The 18,689-nt window shown below is 65.5% G+C and carries 19 protein-coding genes; 9 read left to right on the top strand and 10 right to left on the bottom strand.

What is annotated here, in order from left to right:
* Window positions 1-98: 98 nt before the first annotated feature.
* Genes NNX37_RS12980 through NNX37_RS12950 form a run of 7 tightly spaced genes read left to right on the top strand, consistent with a single transcriptional unit; the run spans window position 99 to window position 5,423 of the window.
* Window positions 99-401, top strand: a complete 303-nt coding sequence (locus tag NNX37_RS12980) for an urease subunit gamma (RefSeq protein ID WP_230024638.1) — start codon at window positions 99-101, stop codon at window positions 399-401.
* A 2-nt stretch (window positions 402-403) separates the two neighbouring features.
* On the top strand, window positions 404-718 hold the full coding sequence (locus NNX37_RS12975) for an urease subunit beta (protein WP_255793529.1): 315 nt from the start codon (window positions 404-406) through the stop codon (window positions 716-718).
* A 2-nt stretch (window positions 719-720) separates the two neighbouring features.
* The gene (locus tag NNX37_RS12970; RefSeq protein WP_255793162.1) at window positions 721-2,427 is read left to right on the top strand and encodes an urease subunit alpha; all 1,707 of its coding nucleotides are present in this window, start codon (window positions 721-723) and stop codon (window positions 2,425-2,427) included.
* Between the two features lie 8 nt (window positions 2,428-2,435).
* Complete coding sequence (locus NNX37_RS12965; protein WP_255793161.1) at window positions 2,436-3,119, top strand: urease accessory protein UreF; 684 nt, start codon at window positions 2,436-2,438, stop codon at window positions 3,117-3,119.
* Window positions 3,112-3,861: an urease accessory protein UreG gene (gene ureG, locus NNX37_RS12960; protein ID WP_255793160.1), complete on the top strand. Its 750-nt coding sequence runs from the start codon at window positions 3,112-3,114 to the stop codon at window positions 3,859-3,861. The genes NNX37_RS12965 and ureG overlap by 8 nt, the downstream gene beginning before the upstream one ends.
* A 4-nt stretch (window positions 3,862-3,865) precedes the next feature.
* Entirely contained in the window at window positions 3,866-4,819 is a 954-nt protein-coding gene (locus NNX37_RS12955; RefSeq protein WP_255793159.1) for an urease accessory protein UreD, read from the top strand.
* A complete protein-coding gene (locus NNX37_RS12950) occupies window positions 4,701-5,423 on the top strand; it encodes an AAA family ATPase (protein WP_255793158.1) in 723 nt (240 codons plus the stop codon). Before NNX37_RS12955 ends, NNX37_RS12950 begins: the two co-directional genes overlap by 119 nt.
* Window positions 5,424-5,680: 257 nt before the next feature.
* Here the strand turns inward: NNX37_RS12950 and NNX37_RS12945 are convergent, their stop codons facing one another.
* From NNX37_RS12945 to NNX37_RS12915, 7 genes are all read right to left on the bottom strand, one after another.
* On the bottom strand, window positions 5,681-6,697 hold the full coding sequence (locus NNX37_RS12945; RefSeq protein WP_255793157.1) for a zinc-binding dehydrogenase: 1,017 nt from the start codon (window positions 6,695-6,697) through the stop codon (window positions 5,681-5,683).
* A gap of 132 nt (window positions 6,698-6,829) precedes the next feature.
* Window positions 6,830-7,885, bottom strand: coding sequence for a zinc-dependent alcohol dehydrogenase family protein (locus NNX37_RS12940; protein WP_255793156.1), 1,056 nt, complete (start codon window positions 7,883-7,885; stop codon window positions 6,830-6,832).
* Window positions 7,886-8,033: 148 nt separating this feature from the next.
* Complete coding sequence (locus NNX37_RS12935; RefSeq protein ID WP_255793155.1) at window positions 8,034-8,447, bottom strand: YchJ family protein; 414 nt, start codon at window positions 8,445-8,447, stop codon at window positions 8,034-8,036.
* Window positions 8,448-8,476: 29 nt separating this feature from the next.
* Window positions 8,477-9,901 carry a serine/threonine-protein kinase gene (locus tag NNX37_RS12930; protein WP_255793154.1) on the bottom strand — a complete coding sequence of 475 codons (1,425 nt, stop codon included), beginning with the start codon at window positions 9,899-9,901 and terminating at the stop codon, window positions 8,477-8,479.
* 185 nt (window positions 9,902-10,086) lie between these two features.
* Window positions 10,087-11,385 carry an Nramp family divalent metal transporter gene (locus tag NNX37_RS12925; protein ID WP_255793153.1) on the bottom strand — a complete coding sequence of 433 codons (1,299 nt, stop codon included), beginning with the start codon at window positions 11,383-11,385 and terminating at the stop codon, window positions 10,087-10,089.
* Window positions 11,386-11,470: 85 nt separating this feature from the next.
* Complete coding sequence (locus tag NNX37_RS12920; protein ID WP_255793152.1) at window positions 11,471-12,391, bottom strand: acetamidase/formamidase family protein; 921 nt, start codon at window positions 12,389-12,391, stop codon at window positions 11,471-11,473.
* Between the two features lie 4 nt (window positions 12,392-12,395).
* Window positions 12,396-13,820: an APC family permease gene (locus NNX37_RS12915; RefSeq protein ID WP_255793151.1), complete on the bottom strand. Its 1,425-nt coding sequence runs from the start codon at window positions 13,818-13,820 to the stop codon at window positions 12,396-12,398.
* A gap of 203 nt (window positions 13,821-14,023) precedes the next feature.
* On the opposite strand from NNX37_RS12915, the gene NNX37_RS12910 reads away from it, so the two are divergent.
* Complete coding sequence (locus NNX37_RS12910) at window positions 14,024-14,824, top strand: FadR/GntR family transcriptional regulator (RefSeq protein ID WP_255793150.1); 801 nt, start codon at window positions 14,024-14,026, stop codon at window positions 14,822-14,824.
* 52 nt (window positions 14,825-14,876) lie between these two features.
* Here NNX37_RS12910 and NNX37_RS12905 read toward each other — a convergent pair whose 3' ends face one another.
* Window positions 14,877-15,080, bottom strand: a complete 204-nt coding sequence (locus NNX37_RS12905; protein ID WP_146362590.1) for a cold-shock protein — start codon at window positions 15,078-15,080, stop codon at window positions 14,877-14,879.
* A 207-nt stretch (window positions 15,081-15,287) separates the two neighbouring features.
* On the opposite strand from NNX37_RS12905, the gene glsA reads away from it, so the two are divergent.
* The gene (glsA, locus tag NNX37_RS12900; protein WP_255793149.1) at window positions 15,288-17,102 is read left to right on the top strand and encodes a glutaminase A; all 1,815 of its coding nucleotides are present in this window, start codon (window positions 15,288-15,290) and stop codon (window positions 17,100-17,102) included.
* 342 nt (window positions 17,103-17,444) lie between these two features.
* On the opposite strand, the gene NNX37_RS12895 is transcribed toward glsA, so the two are convergent.
* Both NNX37_RS12895 and NNX37_RS12890 read right to left on the bottom strand, forming a co-directional pair.
* Complete coding sequence (locus NNX37_RS12895; RefSeq protein WP_146362594.1) at window positions 17,445-17,648, bottom strand: cold-shock protein; 204 nt, start codon at window positions 17,646-17,648, stop codon at window positions 17,445-17,447.
* 201 nt (window positions 17,649-17,849) lie between these two features.
* Window positions 17,850-18,617: a VWA domain-containing protein gene (locus NNX37_RS12890; RefSeq protein WP_255793148.1), complete on the bottom strand. Its 768-nt coding sequence runs from the start codon at window positions 18,615-18,617 to the stop codon at window positions 17,850-17,852.
* Between the last annotated feature and the right edge of the window lie 72 nt (window positions 18,618-18,689).

The raw sequence follows: 18,689 nt of genomic DNA, 5'->3' as shown, positions 1-18,689 counted from the left end.
GAAGTCTATGTCCCTTCTCTTCCCGGCCTTCAATTTTCCGCCGTCATCTTCTGCAATTACGCAACACCACGGAAACAACCCGGTGGCAGAATCGGCGCATGTTCCTCACTCCCGCTGATAAGGACAAGCTGTTGCTCAGTGTTGCCGGCATGGTGGCACGGGACCGCAGGGGACGCGGCGTCCGGCTCAACTACCCCGAAGCCGTGGCCCTGCTTTCCTGCTGGGTGATCGAGCGGGCGCGTGAGGGCGGACTGGTCGCGGACCTCATGAGTGAGGGACGCTCGGTCCTTCGCCGCGACGAGGTGATGGAAGGGGTCCCGGAAATGATTCCGGACCTGCAGATTGAAGCCACGTTTCCGGACGGACGGAAACTGGTCACCATTACGGATCCGATCTCATGAGCCTGGTGCCCGGGGAGATCCGCACGGCCGGCGGAGACCTAGAGCTTAATGCCGGCCGGGAAACCCGCAGCCTGGTGGTGACCAACGACGGCGACCGTCCCGTCCAGATCGGGTCCCACTTCCACTTCGCGGACGTGAATCCGGCGCTGCGCTTCGACCGCGCTGCCGCTGCCGGCTTCCGGCTGAGTGTGCCGGCCGGAACGGCCGTCCGCTTCGAACCCGGCGCCTCCCGCGAGGTCATCCTCGTCCGGCTGGCGGGCAGCGGCACCGTTCCGGGCCTTCAGCTACGGGGTACGGGCCCGCAGGACGGGGACTGAGCATGCGGATCAGCAGGCACGAATACGCCCACTTGTACGGTCCCACCACGGGCGATTCCATCCGGCTGGGCGATACCGACCTCTGGATCAGCCCGGAACAGGATCACACGTTCGGCGGCGACGAATCCGTGTTCGGCGGCGGGAAGAACATCCGTGAGTCCATGGCCCAGTCCACCCGGACCTCCGCCGAAGGCGCTCCGGACCTGGTGATCACCAACGTCGTCATCGTGGACCACTGGGGCATTGTCCGCGCCGACGTCGGCGTCCGGAACGGCCGGATCGCGGGCATCGGAAAGTCCGGCAACCCGGACATCATGGACGGAGTCGATCCGGCGCTGGTCATCGGCCCCGGAACCGAGATCATTTCCGGCGAGCGCCGGATCCTCACCGCCGGCGGCATCGACACCCATGTGCATCTGCTGGGCACCGAGGCCCTGCGGGAGGCCCTGGCCTCCGGCATTACCACCGTGGGCGGCGGCGGCACCGGACCGGCCGAAGGGTCCAAGGCGACCACCGTGACCCCGGGCGCATGGAACCTGCAGGTGATGCACCGGGCACTGGACCACCTGCCGCTCAATTTCCTGCTCTACGGCAAGGGCAACACCGTCAGCCAGGCCGCACTGGAAGAGCAGGCCCTCGCCGGCGCCGCCGGCTACAAGGTCCATGAGGACTGGGGGTCGACGCCGGCCGCCATCGACGCCGCGCTGACCGCGGCGGACCGGTGGGGTGTGCAGGTGGCCTTGCACGCCGATTCGCTGAACGAAGCCGGCTACGTGCAGGACACGCTGGCGGCGATCAACGGCCGCGGCATCCACGTGTTCCATGCCGAGGGTGCCGGCGGCGGCCATGCCCCGGACATCATCACCGTGGCTGCCGCCGCGAACGTGCTGCCGGCGTCGACCAACCCGACCCTCCCGTTCACGGTCAACACCGTCGCGGAGCACCTGGACATGCTGATGGTCTGCCACCACCTGAACCCCCGCATTCCGGAGGACCTGGCATTCGCCGAGTCCCGCATCCGGGCCAACACCATGATGGCCGAGGACGTGCTCCAGGACCTCGGCGCCATGTCCATCACGTCCTCCGACGCCCAGGCCATGGGACGGATCGGTGAAACAATCACCCGCACCTGGCAGGTGGCGCACGTGATGAAGGACCATATGGGCGCAGCATCCTCCGAGCTCCCGGCCGACAACGAGCGGGTGCGCCGCTACATTGCCAAATACACCATCTGCCCGGCAGTGGCGCACGGCATCGACCATGAGGTCGGGTCCGTCGAGGTGGGCAAAATGGCGGACCTGGTGTTGTGGGATCCGGCGTTCTTCGGCATCCGTCCAACCCTGGTCATCAAGGGCGGGGCCATTGTGGCCGGCCAGATGGGTGATCCCAACGCCACCCTGCCAACACCGCAGCCGGTATGGATGCGGGAGTCACTGGCGGGAACGCCGTCGTCCGCCCCGCATCTGTCCACGACCTTCGTGGCGCCCGCAGCGCTCGACGACGGCCTGGCGGACCGGCTCGGCCTGACCCGGACACTGACCGCCCTCCGCTCGACCCGGGAGGTCACCAAGGCATCGCTGCCGAACAACACGGCGCTGCCGGACATCCGGGTGAATCCGGAAACGTTTATGGTCAGCATCGACGGGCAGGTCGTCGAACCGGCCCCCGCGTCCGAGCTGCCCCTGACCCAGCGCTACTCGTTGTTCTAGGGGAAATCATGCTGCCAGCTGACGACGCCGGTGTTGCCGCTTTCCTGCTGGCGGATTCCCGGCTGCCGTCCGGGGCGTACTCGCATTCGGCGGGCCTGGAGCCGGCGGTCATCGCAGGTCTGGACGCCGACGGCGTGTATCCCTACCTCCTCGCCCGGCTGCACACGGCGGGCAGGGTGGAGACGGCTGCCGCGGTGCTGGCCCACCGGGTCGCCTGCGGCCTGGCCAACACCGGCTATCCCCGGATCGAAGCGGCCATCGATGCCCGGACCCCCTCCGCCGCCCAGCGGGACGCTTCCCGCCGGCTCGGCCGCGGCATGCTGCGGCTGGCTTCGAAACTGAGGCCCGACGCGCCCGCCGTCGTCGAGCTGCAGCGGACCGTCCCCCGCCCCACCCGTCCCGTCGCCCTGGCCGTCACCGCTGCTGCCCTCGGCGTCGGCGAGCTGCAGCTCGCCCGGCTGTGCTGCTACGACGATGCGCAGTCGGTAGTGGCGGCCGCACTGAAGCTGCTGCCGATCGATCCGATGGAGGCGACCGGCTGGATCCTGGCCGCCGCCGGGGAGATGGACGCCGTCGCAGCGGAATCGCTGCTCGTTGGCAGTGTTGACGACATTCCCGCACTTAGCGCTCCGCTGATGGAGCACTGGGCCGAAAACCACACCACCAGAACAAGGAGGCTGTTCGTTGCCTGATACTTCGTCCCCTGCCCCGTCCACCCGCTCGCTGCGGCTGGGAGTTGCCGGCCCGGTCGGCACCGGCAAGAGCTCACTGATCGCCACCATCTGCCGGGCCATGGCCGGGGAGCTGCAGATCGGCGTCATCACCAATGACATCTACACCGACGAGGATGCCCGGTTCCTCCGCTCCGCGGGGGTACTGCCGGAAGAGCGGATCCGGGCCGTGGAAACCGGAGCCTGTCCGCACACGGCCATCCGCGACGATGTGACCACCAACCTGCTTGCCGTGGAGGATCTGGAGGCGGACTTCGCTCCGCTGGACCTGGTCCTCGTCGAAAGCGGCGGGGACAACCTCACCGCTACCTTCTCCCCCGCACTGGTGGATGCGCAGATCTTCGTCCTGGACGTTGCCGGCGGCGGTGATGTTGCCCGGAAGGGCGGACCCGGCATTGCCCGCGCCGACCTGCTGGTGATCAACAAGATCGATCTGGCTCCCTATGTGGAGGTGGACGTTGAGCAGATGGTGGCGGACGCCGTCGAGGCCCGGGAAGGCGGCCCGGTGCTGGCCCTTTCCCGCAAGCAGCAGGACACCGTGGAGAAACTCTGCGTCTGGGTCCGCGGGCTGGTCGCCAGCCACCGCTCCGGGCAGCACGTCCCGCAGGATCCCGGTCCCATGGCACCGCATTTCCATGCCGATGAGGACGGCGGCTACGTCCACACGCACGGGGAGGAAGACGCTGTCCGCCATCAGCACTGAGCCGGTGCCGGGCCCTGCACGGAGGTTCCCTGCCCTGCAGGCCCCGCGGCCCACCCGCATCGCGGTGGAATGCACCGGCGACGGCGCGCGCTTCGCGCTGCTGGACCAGGGCCAGTACCTGGCTCCCCGGCCGGTTGCCGGCGGCTCGGCTGCCGGTTCACGGCAGCTGCGGGTCGCCCTGATCGGTATCTCCATGATGCTGCTCGGCGGAGACGATGTACGCATCGAGGTGACTGTGGGCGCCGGCGTCACCCTGGAAGTGATCGAACCGGCCGGGATGGTGGCGTACGACGCCGAGGGCAAGCAGTCCCGCTGGACGCTCGAGGCCGTGCTCGCCGAGGATGCCGTGCTGATCTGGGAGGGGGCACCCGTAGTGGCCGCCGCCGGGTCCAACGTGCTGCGCGAAACCCGCGTGCAGCTCGCCGCCGGCGCCCGGATACTGATCCGCGAAACTCTGGTCCTTGGCCGCTCCGGCGAGGAGGCCGGCCCGCTGCGCAGCAGGACCCGGCTGGCCGGACCCGCCGGAGACTACCTCTATGAGGACCTGGACCTGCACGGACCGCGGCACCGCGCCGTCGGCGTCCTGGGGACCTCGAAAGTATTGGACAGCGCGACGGCGGCGGGCTGGCGTCCGCAGTCCCTGCCTCCGGACGGCGGCCCGGGCAGGACCGCTGCGCAGCGTCTGGATTTGGCGGCGGAGGGAGCGGTGGTGCGCGCACTTGCCGCAACAGCGCATGAAGCCGCCCGGGGCACCGATCCGGAATACCGGTACTGGAAGGAGCAGCTGCTGGCCGAACCTCGACCTGATCCGGCACGCCTAAAGATGGCACAATCTGCGTATGTTCACCGACCGATTCCCCATCCGCCAGGTTCGGGAGCACCCCTTGGAACCCCTGAACCGGCAGAAGTGGCCGGCAACCCTTCCTCCAGTGGCCCAGCTTCTGGATGCGGGTCTTGACCTTGCCCCGGCCACCGTCTTCGTGGGCGAAAACGGTTCCGGCAAGTCCACGCTGATCGAATCGGTGGCACTGGCTTTTGGGCTCTCCCCCGAAGGCGGTTCCACCGGCGCCCGCCACACCACCCGCAGCACCGAATCAGAGCTCAGCAGCCACCTGCAACTGGTGCGTAATCCCGGAGCGACGAAACGGGGCTACTTCCTGCGGGCCGAGACGATGCACGGATTCTTCACCTATCTGGAGCAGAACCCCTCCACCTCCCGTCTGGACGTCGAATTCCATTCCCTCTCGCACGGGGAATCCTTCCTGGCACTGGCGTCGGACCGGTTCCGCGGACCGGGGCTGTGGGTCCTGGACGAACCCGAATCCGCGTTGTCCTTCTCCGGCTGCCTGGCCCTGCTGGGTGTCCTCAAGGATCTGCTTGCCGACGGTAAATCGCAGGTCCTGCTCTCCACCCACTCGCCGCTTCTCGCCGCGCTTCCGGGAGCCCGGATCCTCGAACTGGGTTCGTGGGGATTCCGGGAGCGTCAGTGGGACGAACTGGATCTGGTGACCAATTGGAAGAGTTTCCTCGACGGTCCGGAACGCTACCTGCGGCGGCTGTGACGGGTGGGCACCGGCAGCGGCGCGTCTGCCTTCATCTCGGCCACGCGGCGAGCCCTAGAAAGGCGGCGGACGATGGTTCGGGTACGGTTCGGCCTGCAGTCCCCTCAGAAGCAGTCAACCCATCCGCCCCGAGACCCGCCACAACGCGTAGGCGATTCCCCAGGCTCCACCGAACACGCCCACCACTGCGAAGCCGAAGTACTCCAGGTCCAGGTTCCCCAGCCGTCCGCTATGCCAACATGCCGTAGCGCAGGACGCTACGGAATCAGCACCAGGCGGATCGGGTTGCCTTCCTTGGCATCCAGGGCCTTGACCGCCTGCTCGGCGTCGGCCAGCGGAATGCGGGCACTGACGGACTTGGCGAAGTCGAGCCGGCCCAGCCGGGCGAGGGATACCAGCTGCGGCACGTGGTGGGCGTCCGAGCCGTAATGGCCGCGGATCTGCTTGCGCGCGTAGGAGAAGCCGGTGCTGTCATTGATGGTCATCGGCTTGCCGGACAGGCCCACGAGCACGAGGCGCCCGCTCCGGCCCAGGCAGTTGATGGCCTGGGCGCGGACGGCGTCGACGCCGGCGAAGTCCAGGGCGACGTCCAGCCCTTGGCCGGCGGTGGCGGCCTTCATGGCGTCCGAGAAGTCCTCGGCCATCGGATCGAGGGCAAGATCGGCACCGAATTCCAGGGCCCGCTCCCGGGCCTCGGGGATGGGGTCCACGGCAATGATGGGCGCGGCACCGATCAGGCGCAGCAGCTGGACACCGTGGGCACCGAGCCCGCCGATGCCCCAGACGCCCACTGCTTCACCGGCGCGCACCTCCGCAGTGGAGGCAATGGCAGCCCACGGGGTGGACACGGCGTCGGGAATGATGGATGCCTGGTCGAAGGGGATGTCCTCCCCCAGCGGCACCAGCACACCGGCGGGGACCACGAGGTACTCGGCCCAGCCGCCGTCGTAATCAACACCCATGGTGAGCGTGACGCCGTTGTATTCGTACCCGGCCTGGACCACCACCCGGTCGCCGGGAGCCACGGAGGTGACTCCTGTTCCGGGCAGGTCCACAGTGCCGGCCACCTCGTGGCCGAGGGTGACCTCGCTGCCTTTGAGGAACTGCGGACGCAGCAGCCCCTGGATCAGGTGTACGTCGGACAGGCACACGCCCGCGGCTCCGACCTTGATACGGACAAAGCCCGGACCGGGATCGGGAATCGGAACTTCCTTCATGGAGAAGGTGCCGGTCTCAACGTTGAGCCGCCCTGCAATCATGGTGCCGTTCGACATGGAAAACCTCTTCTGAGCTGAGAACTGCGGGAGCAGACGCGGCCGCGGTTCCCATTATCTGCCTGTGCCTCCAATGCGCAAAAAGGCGGCAGCCGGTACCGGCCGCCGCCCTCCTGCCCGCTGAAGACCCGTTCAGGCCTGCAGGATCACCTTCAGCGCGTTGGTTTCCGCGGCCCGGGAGAAGGTGTCGTACGCCGTTAGGATGTCGCCCAGCGCATAGCGGTGGCTGATGAACTCCTCGGCCGGCAGCTTTCCCTCGGCAATCAGCTTCAGGAGCATGGAGAGGGTGTTGGTATTCACCAAGCCCATGCTGATGTTGATGTTCTCGATCCACAGCCGGTCCAACTCCAGGCTGACAGGCGTCCCGTGTACCCCCACGTTGGCCACGTTGCCGCCGGGCCGAACAATGTTGGTGCACATCTCGAACGTGGCAGGAATGCCCACGGCCTCCACGGCCACGTCCACGCCCCAGCCGTCGGTCAGGTCCATGATCTGTTCCCGCCAGTTCGCATCCCCGGAGTTCACTCCGTGGGTGGCACCGAATTTCCGGGCCTGCTCCACCCGGTTGGCGTCCAGGTCCACGGCAATGATTTTCGCCGCACCGTACAATCCCGAGGTCGCAATGACGGCCAGCCCCACGGGACCTGCACCGATCACTGCGACGACGTCGCCCGGCTGAACCTGCCCGTACTGCACACCCATCTCAAAGCCGGTGGGGAAGATATCGCTGAGCAGGACACCGTGCTCCTGGGAGACGTTTTCGGGCAGCCGGTACATGGAAGTGTCCGCGTACGGCACGCGGACGTACTCGGCCTGCGTCCCGTCGATCAGGTGTCCGAAGATCCAACCGATCCCGGACTGTCCTTCCTCTCCGGTGCAGTGCGAATAGAGCCCGTCCTTGCAGAAGCTGCAGGAGCCGTCCGCCGAGACGCAGGACAGGATGACCTTGTCTCCGGTTTTGAAGGCGTTCACCCCGGACCCCGTCTCCGTCACGGTGCCGACACCCTCATGGCCAAGGATCCGGCCCGGCGTGACTGCCGGAACGTCGCCCTTGAGGATATGCAGATCAGTGCCGCAGATGGTGGTGGTGTCTATCTTGACGATGGCATCGCGCGGGTCCTGGATCTGAGGGTCGGGAACGTCCTTCCACGACTTCTGGCCGGGGCCTTCGTAAACGAGTGCTTTCATAGTGTCCTCGCCTGCTCATCCGACTTACGTGCAGGACCTCTGATGCGCCTGCGTTTCGGGAGCTTCCCTGAGCGGGCCTGTTGCGGGGCCGCCGTCGGATGCTTTCCAGCCTAGGTGCCACCCGTGCCGGTCCGGAAGAAGCGGCGGCCTATCGTCCGTCCACGTAGAGCCATTGGCCCTGTTTGCGGATAAAACTGCTTAGTTCCTGTTGCGTGCCGCGCTGCCCGTCCTGCCGGTAGTGGGCACAGAACTCCACGGTGCCGGTGGTGTCCAGCGGGCCGCCGCCCGAGGTGGAGAGGATATCCAGCCGGCGCCATTCGATCCCCGGATCCAGTTCGAGGGTTGCGGGGCGGTGGTCCGGGTGCCAGGTAGCCAACAGATAGGGCACGTTGCCGGTGGCGAAGGCGCTGTACCGCGAGCGCATCAATGCCTCCGCAGTGGGGGCGGCAGCAGTTCCGGAGTGGAACCGTCCGCAGCAGTTCCCGTAGGTTTCCCCGCTGAGGCAGGGGCACCGGCCCTCATCGGTGACAGCAGCGGACGGGACGGGCGGTGGGGTACTCATGACTCCAGTATCCCGCGCCGGGGATGCCGCTACGGGCCAACGTTGTCCTGCAGCCGTTCCAGGTTCTGCTCGTTCTCCCCCGGAATAACCCCTCCATCCGGCAAGGCCCCCACGCGTCCCAGCATCAGGACCACCGCCGCTGTCAGCACGGCCATCACCAGCACGGCCAGCAGGGCGCGCCCGGCAGCGGACTGTCTCGGCCCGGCGAGCACCTGCACCCGCGGCGTCGGCCCCGGCGCCGCCGTTGTCCCCACTGTTGGCGGGACGGTCGGCGGTGGCGTGAGCGGCCCGGATAGAGCAGGCAGGTCCGTCGGCGGGGAAACCGAGGGCAGCGGAGCAGAGGGGTGCCACCCCAGGACCTGGCCGTCACCGGTTGCCGGCCCGGTGCCTTTAGCGGGGCCGGCTCCGGCCTCCCCTGCAACGCCGTCGATCCGCGCCGGGGCCCCGTCCGCTTCGGCCGTTGCCGGTCCGTTCCAGGCATCCCAGGCCGGTTCGGCAGGGCCGGGCTGCTCGGCCGTCCCTCCCTGGTCGGTGGGACCGCCCGGACCTGAGGCCGACAGCTGCGGGACCAGTCCAGGCTGCGTAGTCCCTTCGGCCCAGCGGTAGTCCAGCAGGGTCGCGGAGACTTCAGCGGCCGTCGGCCTGACGTCGGGATCCCGGCTGGTCATGGCCGCGAGCAGTCCGCTCCAGTGGTGCTCCAGGGAGGCAGGGATCTCGGGGTCCCGGCTGAGCCGGGCGACGGCTGCCTCGATTGCGCTGCCGTTGAACTCAACCCTGCCTGTCACGGATTCGAGCAGCACCAACCCGAGTGAGTAGATGTCGCTTGCTGCCTCCGCCCCAAGACCGGCTGCCTGCTCCGGGCTGAGGTAATTGGCGGTGCCCAGGGTGGCACCGGCGGCAGTGATCCGGGCGCCGTCCAGGATCCGGGCAATGCCGAAATCCGTCAGCTTGGCCCGCGGCGACGTCCCCGCAGCCATCGGCGGCAGCAGAATGTTTGCCGGCTTGATGTCCCGGTGGACCACTCCCCTGTCGTGGATGTACGCGAGGGCCGCCGCCAGTTCGGCACCGATGAAGGGGACGTCCGTAGGCAGCACCCCGCCCCCGCGCAGGCGCTTGCGCAGATCCGGGCCGTCCACCAGTTCCATCACCAGATAGGTCCGTGCGCCGCCGTCTCCGTCGCTGTCCCCTGGAGCTGCGTCATCCTTGCCCGCGTCGAACAAGGTGACCAGGCCCGGATGTGACAGCGATGCGAGGAGGCGCATCTCGTTTTCCTGCCGCCCGATGTCATCCGGAGCCACGGCACTGGCTCGGAAGACCTTCACCGCAATGTCGCGGCCGAGCGCTTCATCCTGTCCCCGGTAGACGGTGGCCATGCCGCCGCGTCCAATTGGTTCGATGAGTCGGTATCGGCCTGCAATGAGCCTGTCCTGGCCACCCGTTGCGCTGGTTTCCATCCTGCAACCTTCTCTCGCCACCATTAGCGTAGCTGAGCGGAATCGCTGCGTAGATGGCCCGTAAGCACTTTTCTTTGACTCTGTTTTACCCCTCGTGGAAGGTCGTCTGCTGCGCTAAACTAGCCCGCCGCCAACGGCTGGCGGCGGGCTTGTCGGCGGGAGGTGCGCCGGGTTATTCCGTACCGCTAGAGCACCTTGGCGATGTTGTCCCACAACTGCTGGATGCCGAGTGCAATGAACAGCAGTGCGGTGAAACCGAGGGCAAGGTTGGTATGGAGCTTGTTAGCCCATTGCTTGGGAATGCGGCGGCCGTTGAGGAGCCCAAGCAGGGTGACCGCGAGGAAAGGCATAAACAGCGACCCCAGTACGCCGTAGGCGAGGATGAGGCCGATGGGCTGTCCCAGCTGGAAGAGGATCATCGGAGGGAAGGTCAGCCAGAGGACGTAGAAGCGGAAGTACTTGCCGCCGATGCGGGTGTCCGGATGGCCGGATTCCTTGCCGCGGATGTTCCCCCAGAAGTCGGCGAACATCAACGAGACGCCGTTCCACACCCCGATGATCGAGGAGAACGATGCAGCCCAGAATCCGATCAGGAACCCGGTGCCGACCACGTCGCCGTATTCGGCTTTCAACACGTCGTAGAGATCCAGCAGCCCGGCATCGCCGCTGGAGATGGATACTCCTGCCGCGCGGACCACTTCGGCGCCGACAATGAGCATTGCCACCACGAAGATGCCGGTCATGACATAGGCCATGGAGTTATCGATGCGCATGACCCGCATCCACTTGGGCGTGTACCAGCCCTTTTCACGCAGCCAGTACCCGTACGCGGCGAGGGTGATGGTGCCGCCGACGCCGCCGGCCAGTGCCAGCGTGTAGAAGACTCCGCCCTCGGGGATCATGGGGATGAGGCCGGCGAACATTGCCGGAATGTTCGGCACGGCAATCACGGCCAGCCCCACCACTGTGACGAACATCAGGCCAACCAGCACGGCGGTGATTTTCTCGAAGGTGGCATACCTGCCGAACCAGACCATCACAAAACCGGCCAAGCCCATCAGGACCGCCCACGCCGTCAGCGGGAGGACCGGGAAGACGGCGGCCAGCGGCAGGGCGGCGGAGGACATGGCGGTGGCCCCGTAGATGAAGCCCCAGATCATGATGTAGGGGCCGAAATACCAGGTGGTCCATTTCCCGAGGGAACGCCATCCTTCGAAAATGGTCAGCCCGGTGGCCAGGGTGAAGCGGCCGGCTCCTTCCACCAGGATGATCTTCAGGACCACGCCTAGGATCACGGCCCAGAGCAGCGCGTATCCGTAGCGGGATCCGGCCACCAATGTTGCCACCATGTCCGCAGCGCCGACGCCGGTGGCGGCCACCACCAGCCCGGGGCCGACGATCTTCCATTTGGCGGGGCTGCCGCCGTCGTCATCCACTGCGTCCGCGTGGTTCAGGGGTCTCTTGGGAGGGGTGTCAGCAGCCATGCTTAGTTCCTTACCTTGGGGTGGGGCACGATACCGCTCTATTGTGCGGCATGTCACCCCACCCCAGGGTTACCTTCGGGTGGCTCTAGAGCACCGTCTTGGGCAGGCGGTGAACGGTCACGGCCCCCACTGCGTTGAAGGGGTGCAGCGGGTCCGGTTCGGCGGAGCCGGTGGGACCTCCGAGCTGTGAATGCCCGACGGCGCTCATCACCGCATACGCGTCCCCGCGGTTCCAGCCGTGGCCTGTCACCAGGAAATCGAACATGTCCTCGTACCCGCGGGTGATGCTCTCCTGCACGGGATCCCCAAGGCCGACGAAGATCCATTCGTCTGCTGTCTCGACGCGGGGCGCCCGTAGGGTCATGCCCTTCACGACGTCCACACTGACCACCGCAGTGCCTTCAGCCTCGATAGCGACGAAAGAGGATTCACCTTCGGCCATGATGGCGTGAATGTCGCCGATTGACAGGTACGCGCCTTCCACCATGACCGGAAGGTAGACCGTGGATCCCGGCCGGCATTGGATGAGATCCATGTTTCCTCCCTGCGGCGTGGACGGCATGATTGTCGAATTGCTGCCCGCAGCCGGAGCTGTGCCGATGCAGCCGATCATCGGCTGCGGAGCGAAGGTGTGCCGGTCCGTGACGTGGACGCCCGCTTCGTCGATGGGGATGCGGCGGGTGAACATGTCCTCGCCCATCACATGCTGGAGCGCTCCGGATCCGGGAAGGCTGACCGACCACCCGCGGTCCTTGAGCCGGATCTCGTGGATAGTGACTGCCAGGGCATCACCCGGCTGGGCACCTTCAACATAGACCGGACCGGTGACCGGGTTGATGCCCACCGTAAGTTTGTCCATGTCGCGGAACTCGTGGAGCTGCGCGTAGACCTCGTCACTGGTTTCGAAACCGATGGTCTCCCCCGTCCCCGGGGCTATTTTCAACGCCGGGGTTTCGTCCGCCGAGAAACCGAACCTGCCGTAGCTCTTGTCCAGAAAATGATCCATCGTGCTATGCCTTTCGCTCGTCTGCGAGGTCAGCCGGGGCGGCGTCCTCCGCGGACAGTTCGGTCTTGCGCCCGGTGGCGCGGTAGTAAAGGAAGACGCAGGCTCCGATGGCAAGCCACGCGAGGCCGCCCACCTTCGCCTCCGTGTTGGCGTTGAACAGGACGTAGCCGATGATCAGGAATCCGGTTATCGGAACGGCCAGATGAAGGAGGTAGTTCCGGGACTTCCGGCGCACAACGTAAAGCCCGATAACGGAGAGGTGCAGCAGCATGAATCCGAACAGCGCACCGAAATTCACCAGGGATGAAATGAGGTCGATCTGGCCCACAAAGAACAGGACCAGAACGGCCGAGATGCCGGACACCAGCAGGATGGCGTTTTGCGGCACCCGGCGTCCGTTGATCCGGTTGAGGAAGGCCGGCAGCTGCCGGTCCCGGCTCATCGAGTAAAGCAGGCGGGAAGTGGCGGCCTGGGCCGCCATGGCGTTGGCAATACCGACGGCCACTACGTTGACGGCGAAGAAAGCCGTCGCCCAGCCGCTGCTGGAGGCTGCCTCCACCACGGTGAAGAAGGCATTGCCCACCTCGTCGTCGCTGAAGGAGTCCCGGCCGCCTGCCAGGGCGCTGGCCAGCCAGGTCTGCAGGATGAAGCAGGAAGCGACAATGATCAGGGCGCCCACCATGGCTTTGCCTGCGGAGCTGCGGCCGCCGGTGGATTCCTCGCTCATGGTGGAGATACCGTCGAACCCGAGGAAACTCAGGACGGCGATGGACAACGCCGCAGCGATGAGCGGGCCGGACACCTTCTCCGGATCCCAAAGGGGTTCCATGGTCAGTTCCGCGCCCGGAACCGTGCCGTTGTTCAATGCCGTGACGGCGATGACAACGAAGATCACGATGAAGGCCAGCTCCACGGCAAGGAACACACGGTTCATGATCTTGATCGAGCTGACCCCGGACAGATTGATGACCGTATTGATGGCTACAAAGATGAGGGCCCACAGCCAGCGCGGCGTCCCCGGGAAAATACCCACCATGGACTCGGCAGCGAACACGTAGAGCAGCGTGGGTACCAGCAGGTAATCCAGCAGGATGGCCCAGCCGGCGAAAAACCCTGCATTGGGGTGGATGCCGCGCCCGACGTACGAGAACACCGATCCGGCCAGCGGGATGGACTTGGCCATTTGCCCATATGCCAGGGCGGTGAAGATCATCGCGATCAGCCCGATGAGGTACACCAGCGGCACCATGCCCTCGGAGGCGTTGTAAACCGTACCGAAGATGGCCCAGGGTGCGATGGGCAGCATAAAGATCAAGCCGTAAATCAGCAGATCGGCCGTCGAGACCGAACGTCGTAGTTCCTGTTTATAGCCTAGGGATTCCAGCTCCTGCTGGGCGTCCCGCTCTGCGGAGCCGGCGGATCGGTTCATGGCTTTGCACTTTCGTTCAGGGGAGGTGGCCACTTCTGCCGGGGCACTCACCGAGACGGCACGTGCCGATCCCGGCGAGAGCCATCATGGCCGAGGAAAGGTATCGAAACAAGACCAATAACGTCATTACAATGTTTGTTACGTGCGTGCCGAATTCGCTCCGCTTCCGGGGACAGTGATGCGGCGGAATCAGGAGGAGGACCATGAGCGGCAGCGTCGGCGGCCTGGACACCCCGCTTGAAACCTCGACGCGTGTTGACGACATAGCAGACCGCCTCGTCACGGCGATAGCGGTTGGTGAGTATCTGCCGGGTTCCAGGCTTCCCTCCGAACGGGATCTGGCGGCGTCGTTGCAGGTGGGACGGATGACCGTCCGTGCCGCAATTAGCCGTCTAGTCGGGCAGGGCCTGCTGCGGACCCAGCGGGGCCGGGGCGGCGGGTCTTTCGTGAATGAGCTGCCGGCCTCCGCGGTCTCCACCTCCCGTCCGGCGGTCCACCGGGTATTAGGTAGCCGCTGGGAAGTATTGAAGGACACTTCCGAGGCCATAGCCCACCTGCAGGGTGCCGTGTGCCGGGCGGCCGCAGAGAACCGCACAGCATCCGACTCAGCCCTGCTGGAACAAAGCCTTGAGGCCTTCCGCCGCGCAGCCTCGGGACTGGAGTCGCAGCAGGCTGACGAACAGCTCCACCTCGCCATCTGCGCCGCGGCGCACAACCTGACGCTCTCCACGCTGCTGCTGGATCTCGAGGCGCGGGTCAGCATATCGGCGCCCCGGCACCCCTGGGGAGATGCCGAAGGGATGTGCCAAATGGAGCAGCGTGCCCTGCTCGATCATGAGAAGCTGGTGTCCGCCATCATCGGCGGGCGGCCCGCTGAAGCGGGTGATCTTGGTCGCATGCATGCCCGCATTGATTTGGAGCTGTTGGAAGACGCTCTTCACCGCTCCGGTCCGGAAGACAGCGCTTTAAATGAGCAGGCAAAACAAAAGCAGGACGGGAATTAATCCCGTCCTGCCCCTGATTCAAGCCGGCCCGTGAAACGGACCTAATGTCTTATTAGACAGCCTGGATGTTTACCGCCTGCGGACCCTTGGGGCCCTGCTCGGTGTCGAACGTGACCTTCTGGTTCTCTTCGAGAGACCGGTAGCCACTGGAGTTGATAGCGGAGTAGTGGGCGAAAACATCAGCGCTGCCATCATCGGGCTCGATGAAGCCGAAGCCCTTTTCAGCGTTGAACCATTTCACGGTACCTGTTGCCATTTTTAATCATCCTTCTGAACGAAACCTGCCCCGACCTTCGGGGAGTTTCACGCTGCCGTGCCTTCCGTGCAAAATACAGAAAAAGCGGCTGGCCCTAGATCTGGGTTTCGCCGCTTGAACGTACAAATTGCACAACACTGCAACAAGAAAAAGTATACCGCGACCCTCGTGTAGAGTCACCCCTCCGCCAGCCCCTAGGCTTGAAGTATGGACTCCCCGATCGAGAACTACCTGCGCAGGATCCACGCCGAGATAGCCGGTTTGAAAGACGGCAAACCGTACAGCGCCATTCCGGCCATGGCCAACGTCAACCCCGACTGCTTCGGCATAGCACTGGCCACAGCTGACGGCTTTGTCTATGAGGTGGGCGATACGCGCGAGGAGTTCAGCATCCAGTCCATCTCCAAACCCTTCACCTATGCGTTGGCCCTCGCCGACCTGGGCATGGAGGCCGTGGACGAGAAGGTGGACGTGGAACCGTCCGGCGATTCCTTCAACGAAATCTCCCTGGCCGAAGGGACCGGCCGGCCCGCCAACGCCATGATCAACGCCGGCGCCCTGACCGCCACCTCCCTGGTGAAGGGATCCGGCGGCCGGTCCCGCTTCAAGCGCATCCTGGATACCTACTCCGCCTTCGCCGGACGCGACCTCGACGTCAGCCAGCGCATCTACACCTCCGAGCTGCGGTCCGGCCACCGCAACACCGCCCTGGGCTACCTGCTGCGTTCCTTCGGCATCATCGAATCCGATCCGGCCCCCATCATCAAGGACTACTTCCGGCAGTGCTCGGTCATGGTCAACGCGCGGGACCTCGCCCTGATGGCCGCGACCCTGGCCAACAGCGGCCGCCACCCGCTCTCCGGCGACGAGGTCCTGGACCTCGCTTCGGTGGAACGCGTCCTGTCGGTGATGACCACCTGCGGCATGTACGACGATGCTGGATCGTGGATCAGCAGCGTCGGCATGCCGGCCAAGTCCGGAGTGGCCGGCGGCATCCTCGCCGTCCTGCCCGGCCAGGTAGGCCTGGCCGTCTACTCCCCGCCACTGGACGGGCATGGCAACAGTGTCCGCGGAGTTGCGGTCAGCCAGCGGCTTTCGCACGATCTCGGGCTGCACTTCGTCCGGGCTGCACGCACCGGCCGTTCCGCCATCCGCGCCATCTACGACATCACCTCGACCCCCTCCGGCATCCGCCGGACGGACGAGGCCGCGGAGATCCTCGCCGAGCACGGCCACCGCGCGCAGATCATCGAGCTCAACGGCGACCTGCTTTTCGCCGGCGCTGAATCCATGGTGCGGGCATTGACCGACCTGCCCGACGACGTCGAACTCGTAGTCGCCGATCTGCGCAGCGTCGACGAGGTGTCCGACGTCGCCATCCGGCTGATTGCCGAGGCCGAGGACATGCTCCGCCAAAGCGGGCGTGAGCTGGCGCTGGTGGACATCGATGGGTCGGTCACCGAGGCCCTGCAGGAGCTGGGCCGGGAGACGGCGTCCTTCACCATGCGGTCGGCGGCAATCGAGTGGTGCGAGAACAGAATGCTGGAAGGCCACGGCACCGAGCTGGTCCTGCCGGACACCATCGACCCTGCGGATTCCCCCGCACTCAGCCCCCTGGACCCCGAAGAAGCACAGCTGCTCCAGCAGATGATGGAGGAGCGCACGTACGACGACGGCGACGTGGTCCGGCGCGTGGGCCAGCGGTTCGGTGGTGTCTTCTTCATCGTGTCCGGGCACATCACCACCTCCATGCCCGGCCCGGACGGCAGCAGGGTCAAACTCGCCACCCTGGGTCCGGGCATGACGTTCGGCGAAATGGCGATGGGCGAGGACAAGCGCCAGGAAACCACCGTCAAGGCGTCGGGGCCAGTGAAGGTCAAGGTGCTGACAGCGGATTCCATCGACGAGCTGGCCGAAAAGGACCCGGTACTGAGCATGAACCTGTGGAAGGCCCTGACGCAGGATGCGTACAGCCGGGTGGAGCAGTACCTGCGCGAAGCAGCTGTGCGGATCCACGACTGAGGCGCGCTTACCCCGGTCCCGTTCCGGCGCCCGGAACGGCGGCAACGAAATTCCTCGCTCGCAGAGCTCGCAGGAATATTAAAGCCGCCTAACCCGGGCGCCTGCACGGGAAGGGGACTCGAACCCCCGGGCGCCTGCACGGGAGGGGGCTCGAACCCCGGGCGCCTATGCGGTAACAGCGAACCGGACCTCGGGCGAACCGGGGCCGGCACGCACGGTCACGAAGACGAAGTACCGGGTGCGCGCTGCATCCTGCCGGTTAAACACAAGAGCAGGACGGGAGATCCCGTCCTGCTCTATGTAGTATCGGCACTAAATGGCCGTTACAAGGTCTCTAATGAATTAGAGGGCCTGGATGTTCGAGGCCTGCGGGCCCTTGGGGCCCTGCTCGGTGTCGAAGCTAACCTTCTGGTTCTCGTCCAGCGACTTGTAGCCGTTGGAGTTGATCGCGGAGTAGTGAGCGAAGACGTCGGCGCTGCCGTCGTCGGGCTCAATGAAGCCGAAGCCCTTTTCGGAGTTGAACCATTTCACGGTACCTGTAGCCATTTTTTTAATTCCTTCTGCATTCGAAACACATCCCGACTTTCGGGCGGTTTCAGTCGCGGTGTTCCTTTACCGCTTCTACAGAAAAAGCAGCTAGACCAATTGGGTTTCGCCACTTGAAATACAAAATGCGCAACACAACAACTGCGTTTCAGCCTACACGAGGTTTGCCCGGACGCCTAATCCACTCCCCCGGGCCCCGGTTTACCGGATCAGGCCCTTGGTACGGGCCTCGGCAATCCAGGCCGGATACTCGTCCAGCATGGCCTCGAACAGGGCGGTGTCGGACAGCTGGTCAGTGTCACCCACGGCCTTGTAGTCCGCGTTGTCCATGAAGCGTTCCTCAAGATCGTCAAGCTTCTGCAGGAAGTCCATCTCCTCGCGGCCGATGGACAGGAACTTCCAGAAGATCGGCGTAGTGCTGACCTCGGTCAGCGCCTTGACGGCCGCCGGCTTGCTGTCAGGAGCGCCGTCCGTCAGAAAGAGGGCGTAGACGGGCTGGTCGGCGGGCACCGTGCCCGCTGCCGGCTCCACCTTCTTCGGTCCGCCGAACAGTCCCTTCCGCGTCGACGTCTTCAGTGCCGGCGGAAACCCAAAGTGGTCACGGACGGCAAGGAAGGCCGCAGCGTAGTTAGTGGTACCCATCCGCCGCTTACCGATCAGGCGGGAGACGCCGTCGCTGAAATCATCGAGGCTGATTTCACCCAGGTGCGCTGCGCCGCTGTCGAAGACGAAAAAGTCGATGGCGCCGTCGTCGTCGAACTGCGTGGCCAGGGCCAGGACCTTCTCCGCCAGCCGCTGCATGGCACCGGACCGATACTGGGAGTGCATGGACCCGGAAAAGTCCAGGACAAGCGCAACCTTGGCAGTCTGGCCGTTCAGCCCGGACATATCCACGGCAGCTGAGGCGTTCTTCGCGAGGCTCAGGAGGGAAGGGGCCTTCTCGGCAACCTTGTCGAGTGAAAGGGGCATCGTTGTCCTTTGCTCAGATGTGGCGCCCGTCTCAGGGCAGGTACGCAGAAGCGTACCCGGAGAGCGGTGGAG

It is taken from the genome of Arthrobacter zhaoxinii, from assembly GCF_024385505.1.
In the GTDB taxonomy this organism is placed as follows: domain Bacteria; phylum Actinomycetota; class Actinomycetes; order Actinomycetales; family Micrococcaceae; genus Arthrobacter_B; species Arthrobacter_B zhaoxinii.
This window is presented reverse-complemented; position numbering and strand designations above follow the sequence as displayed.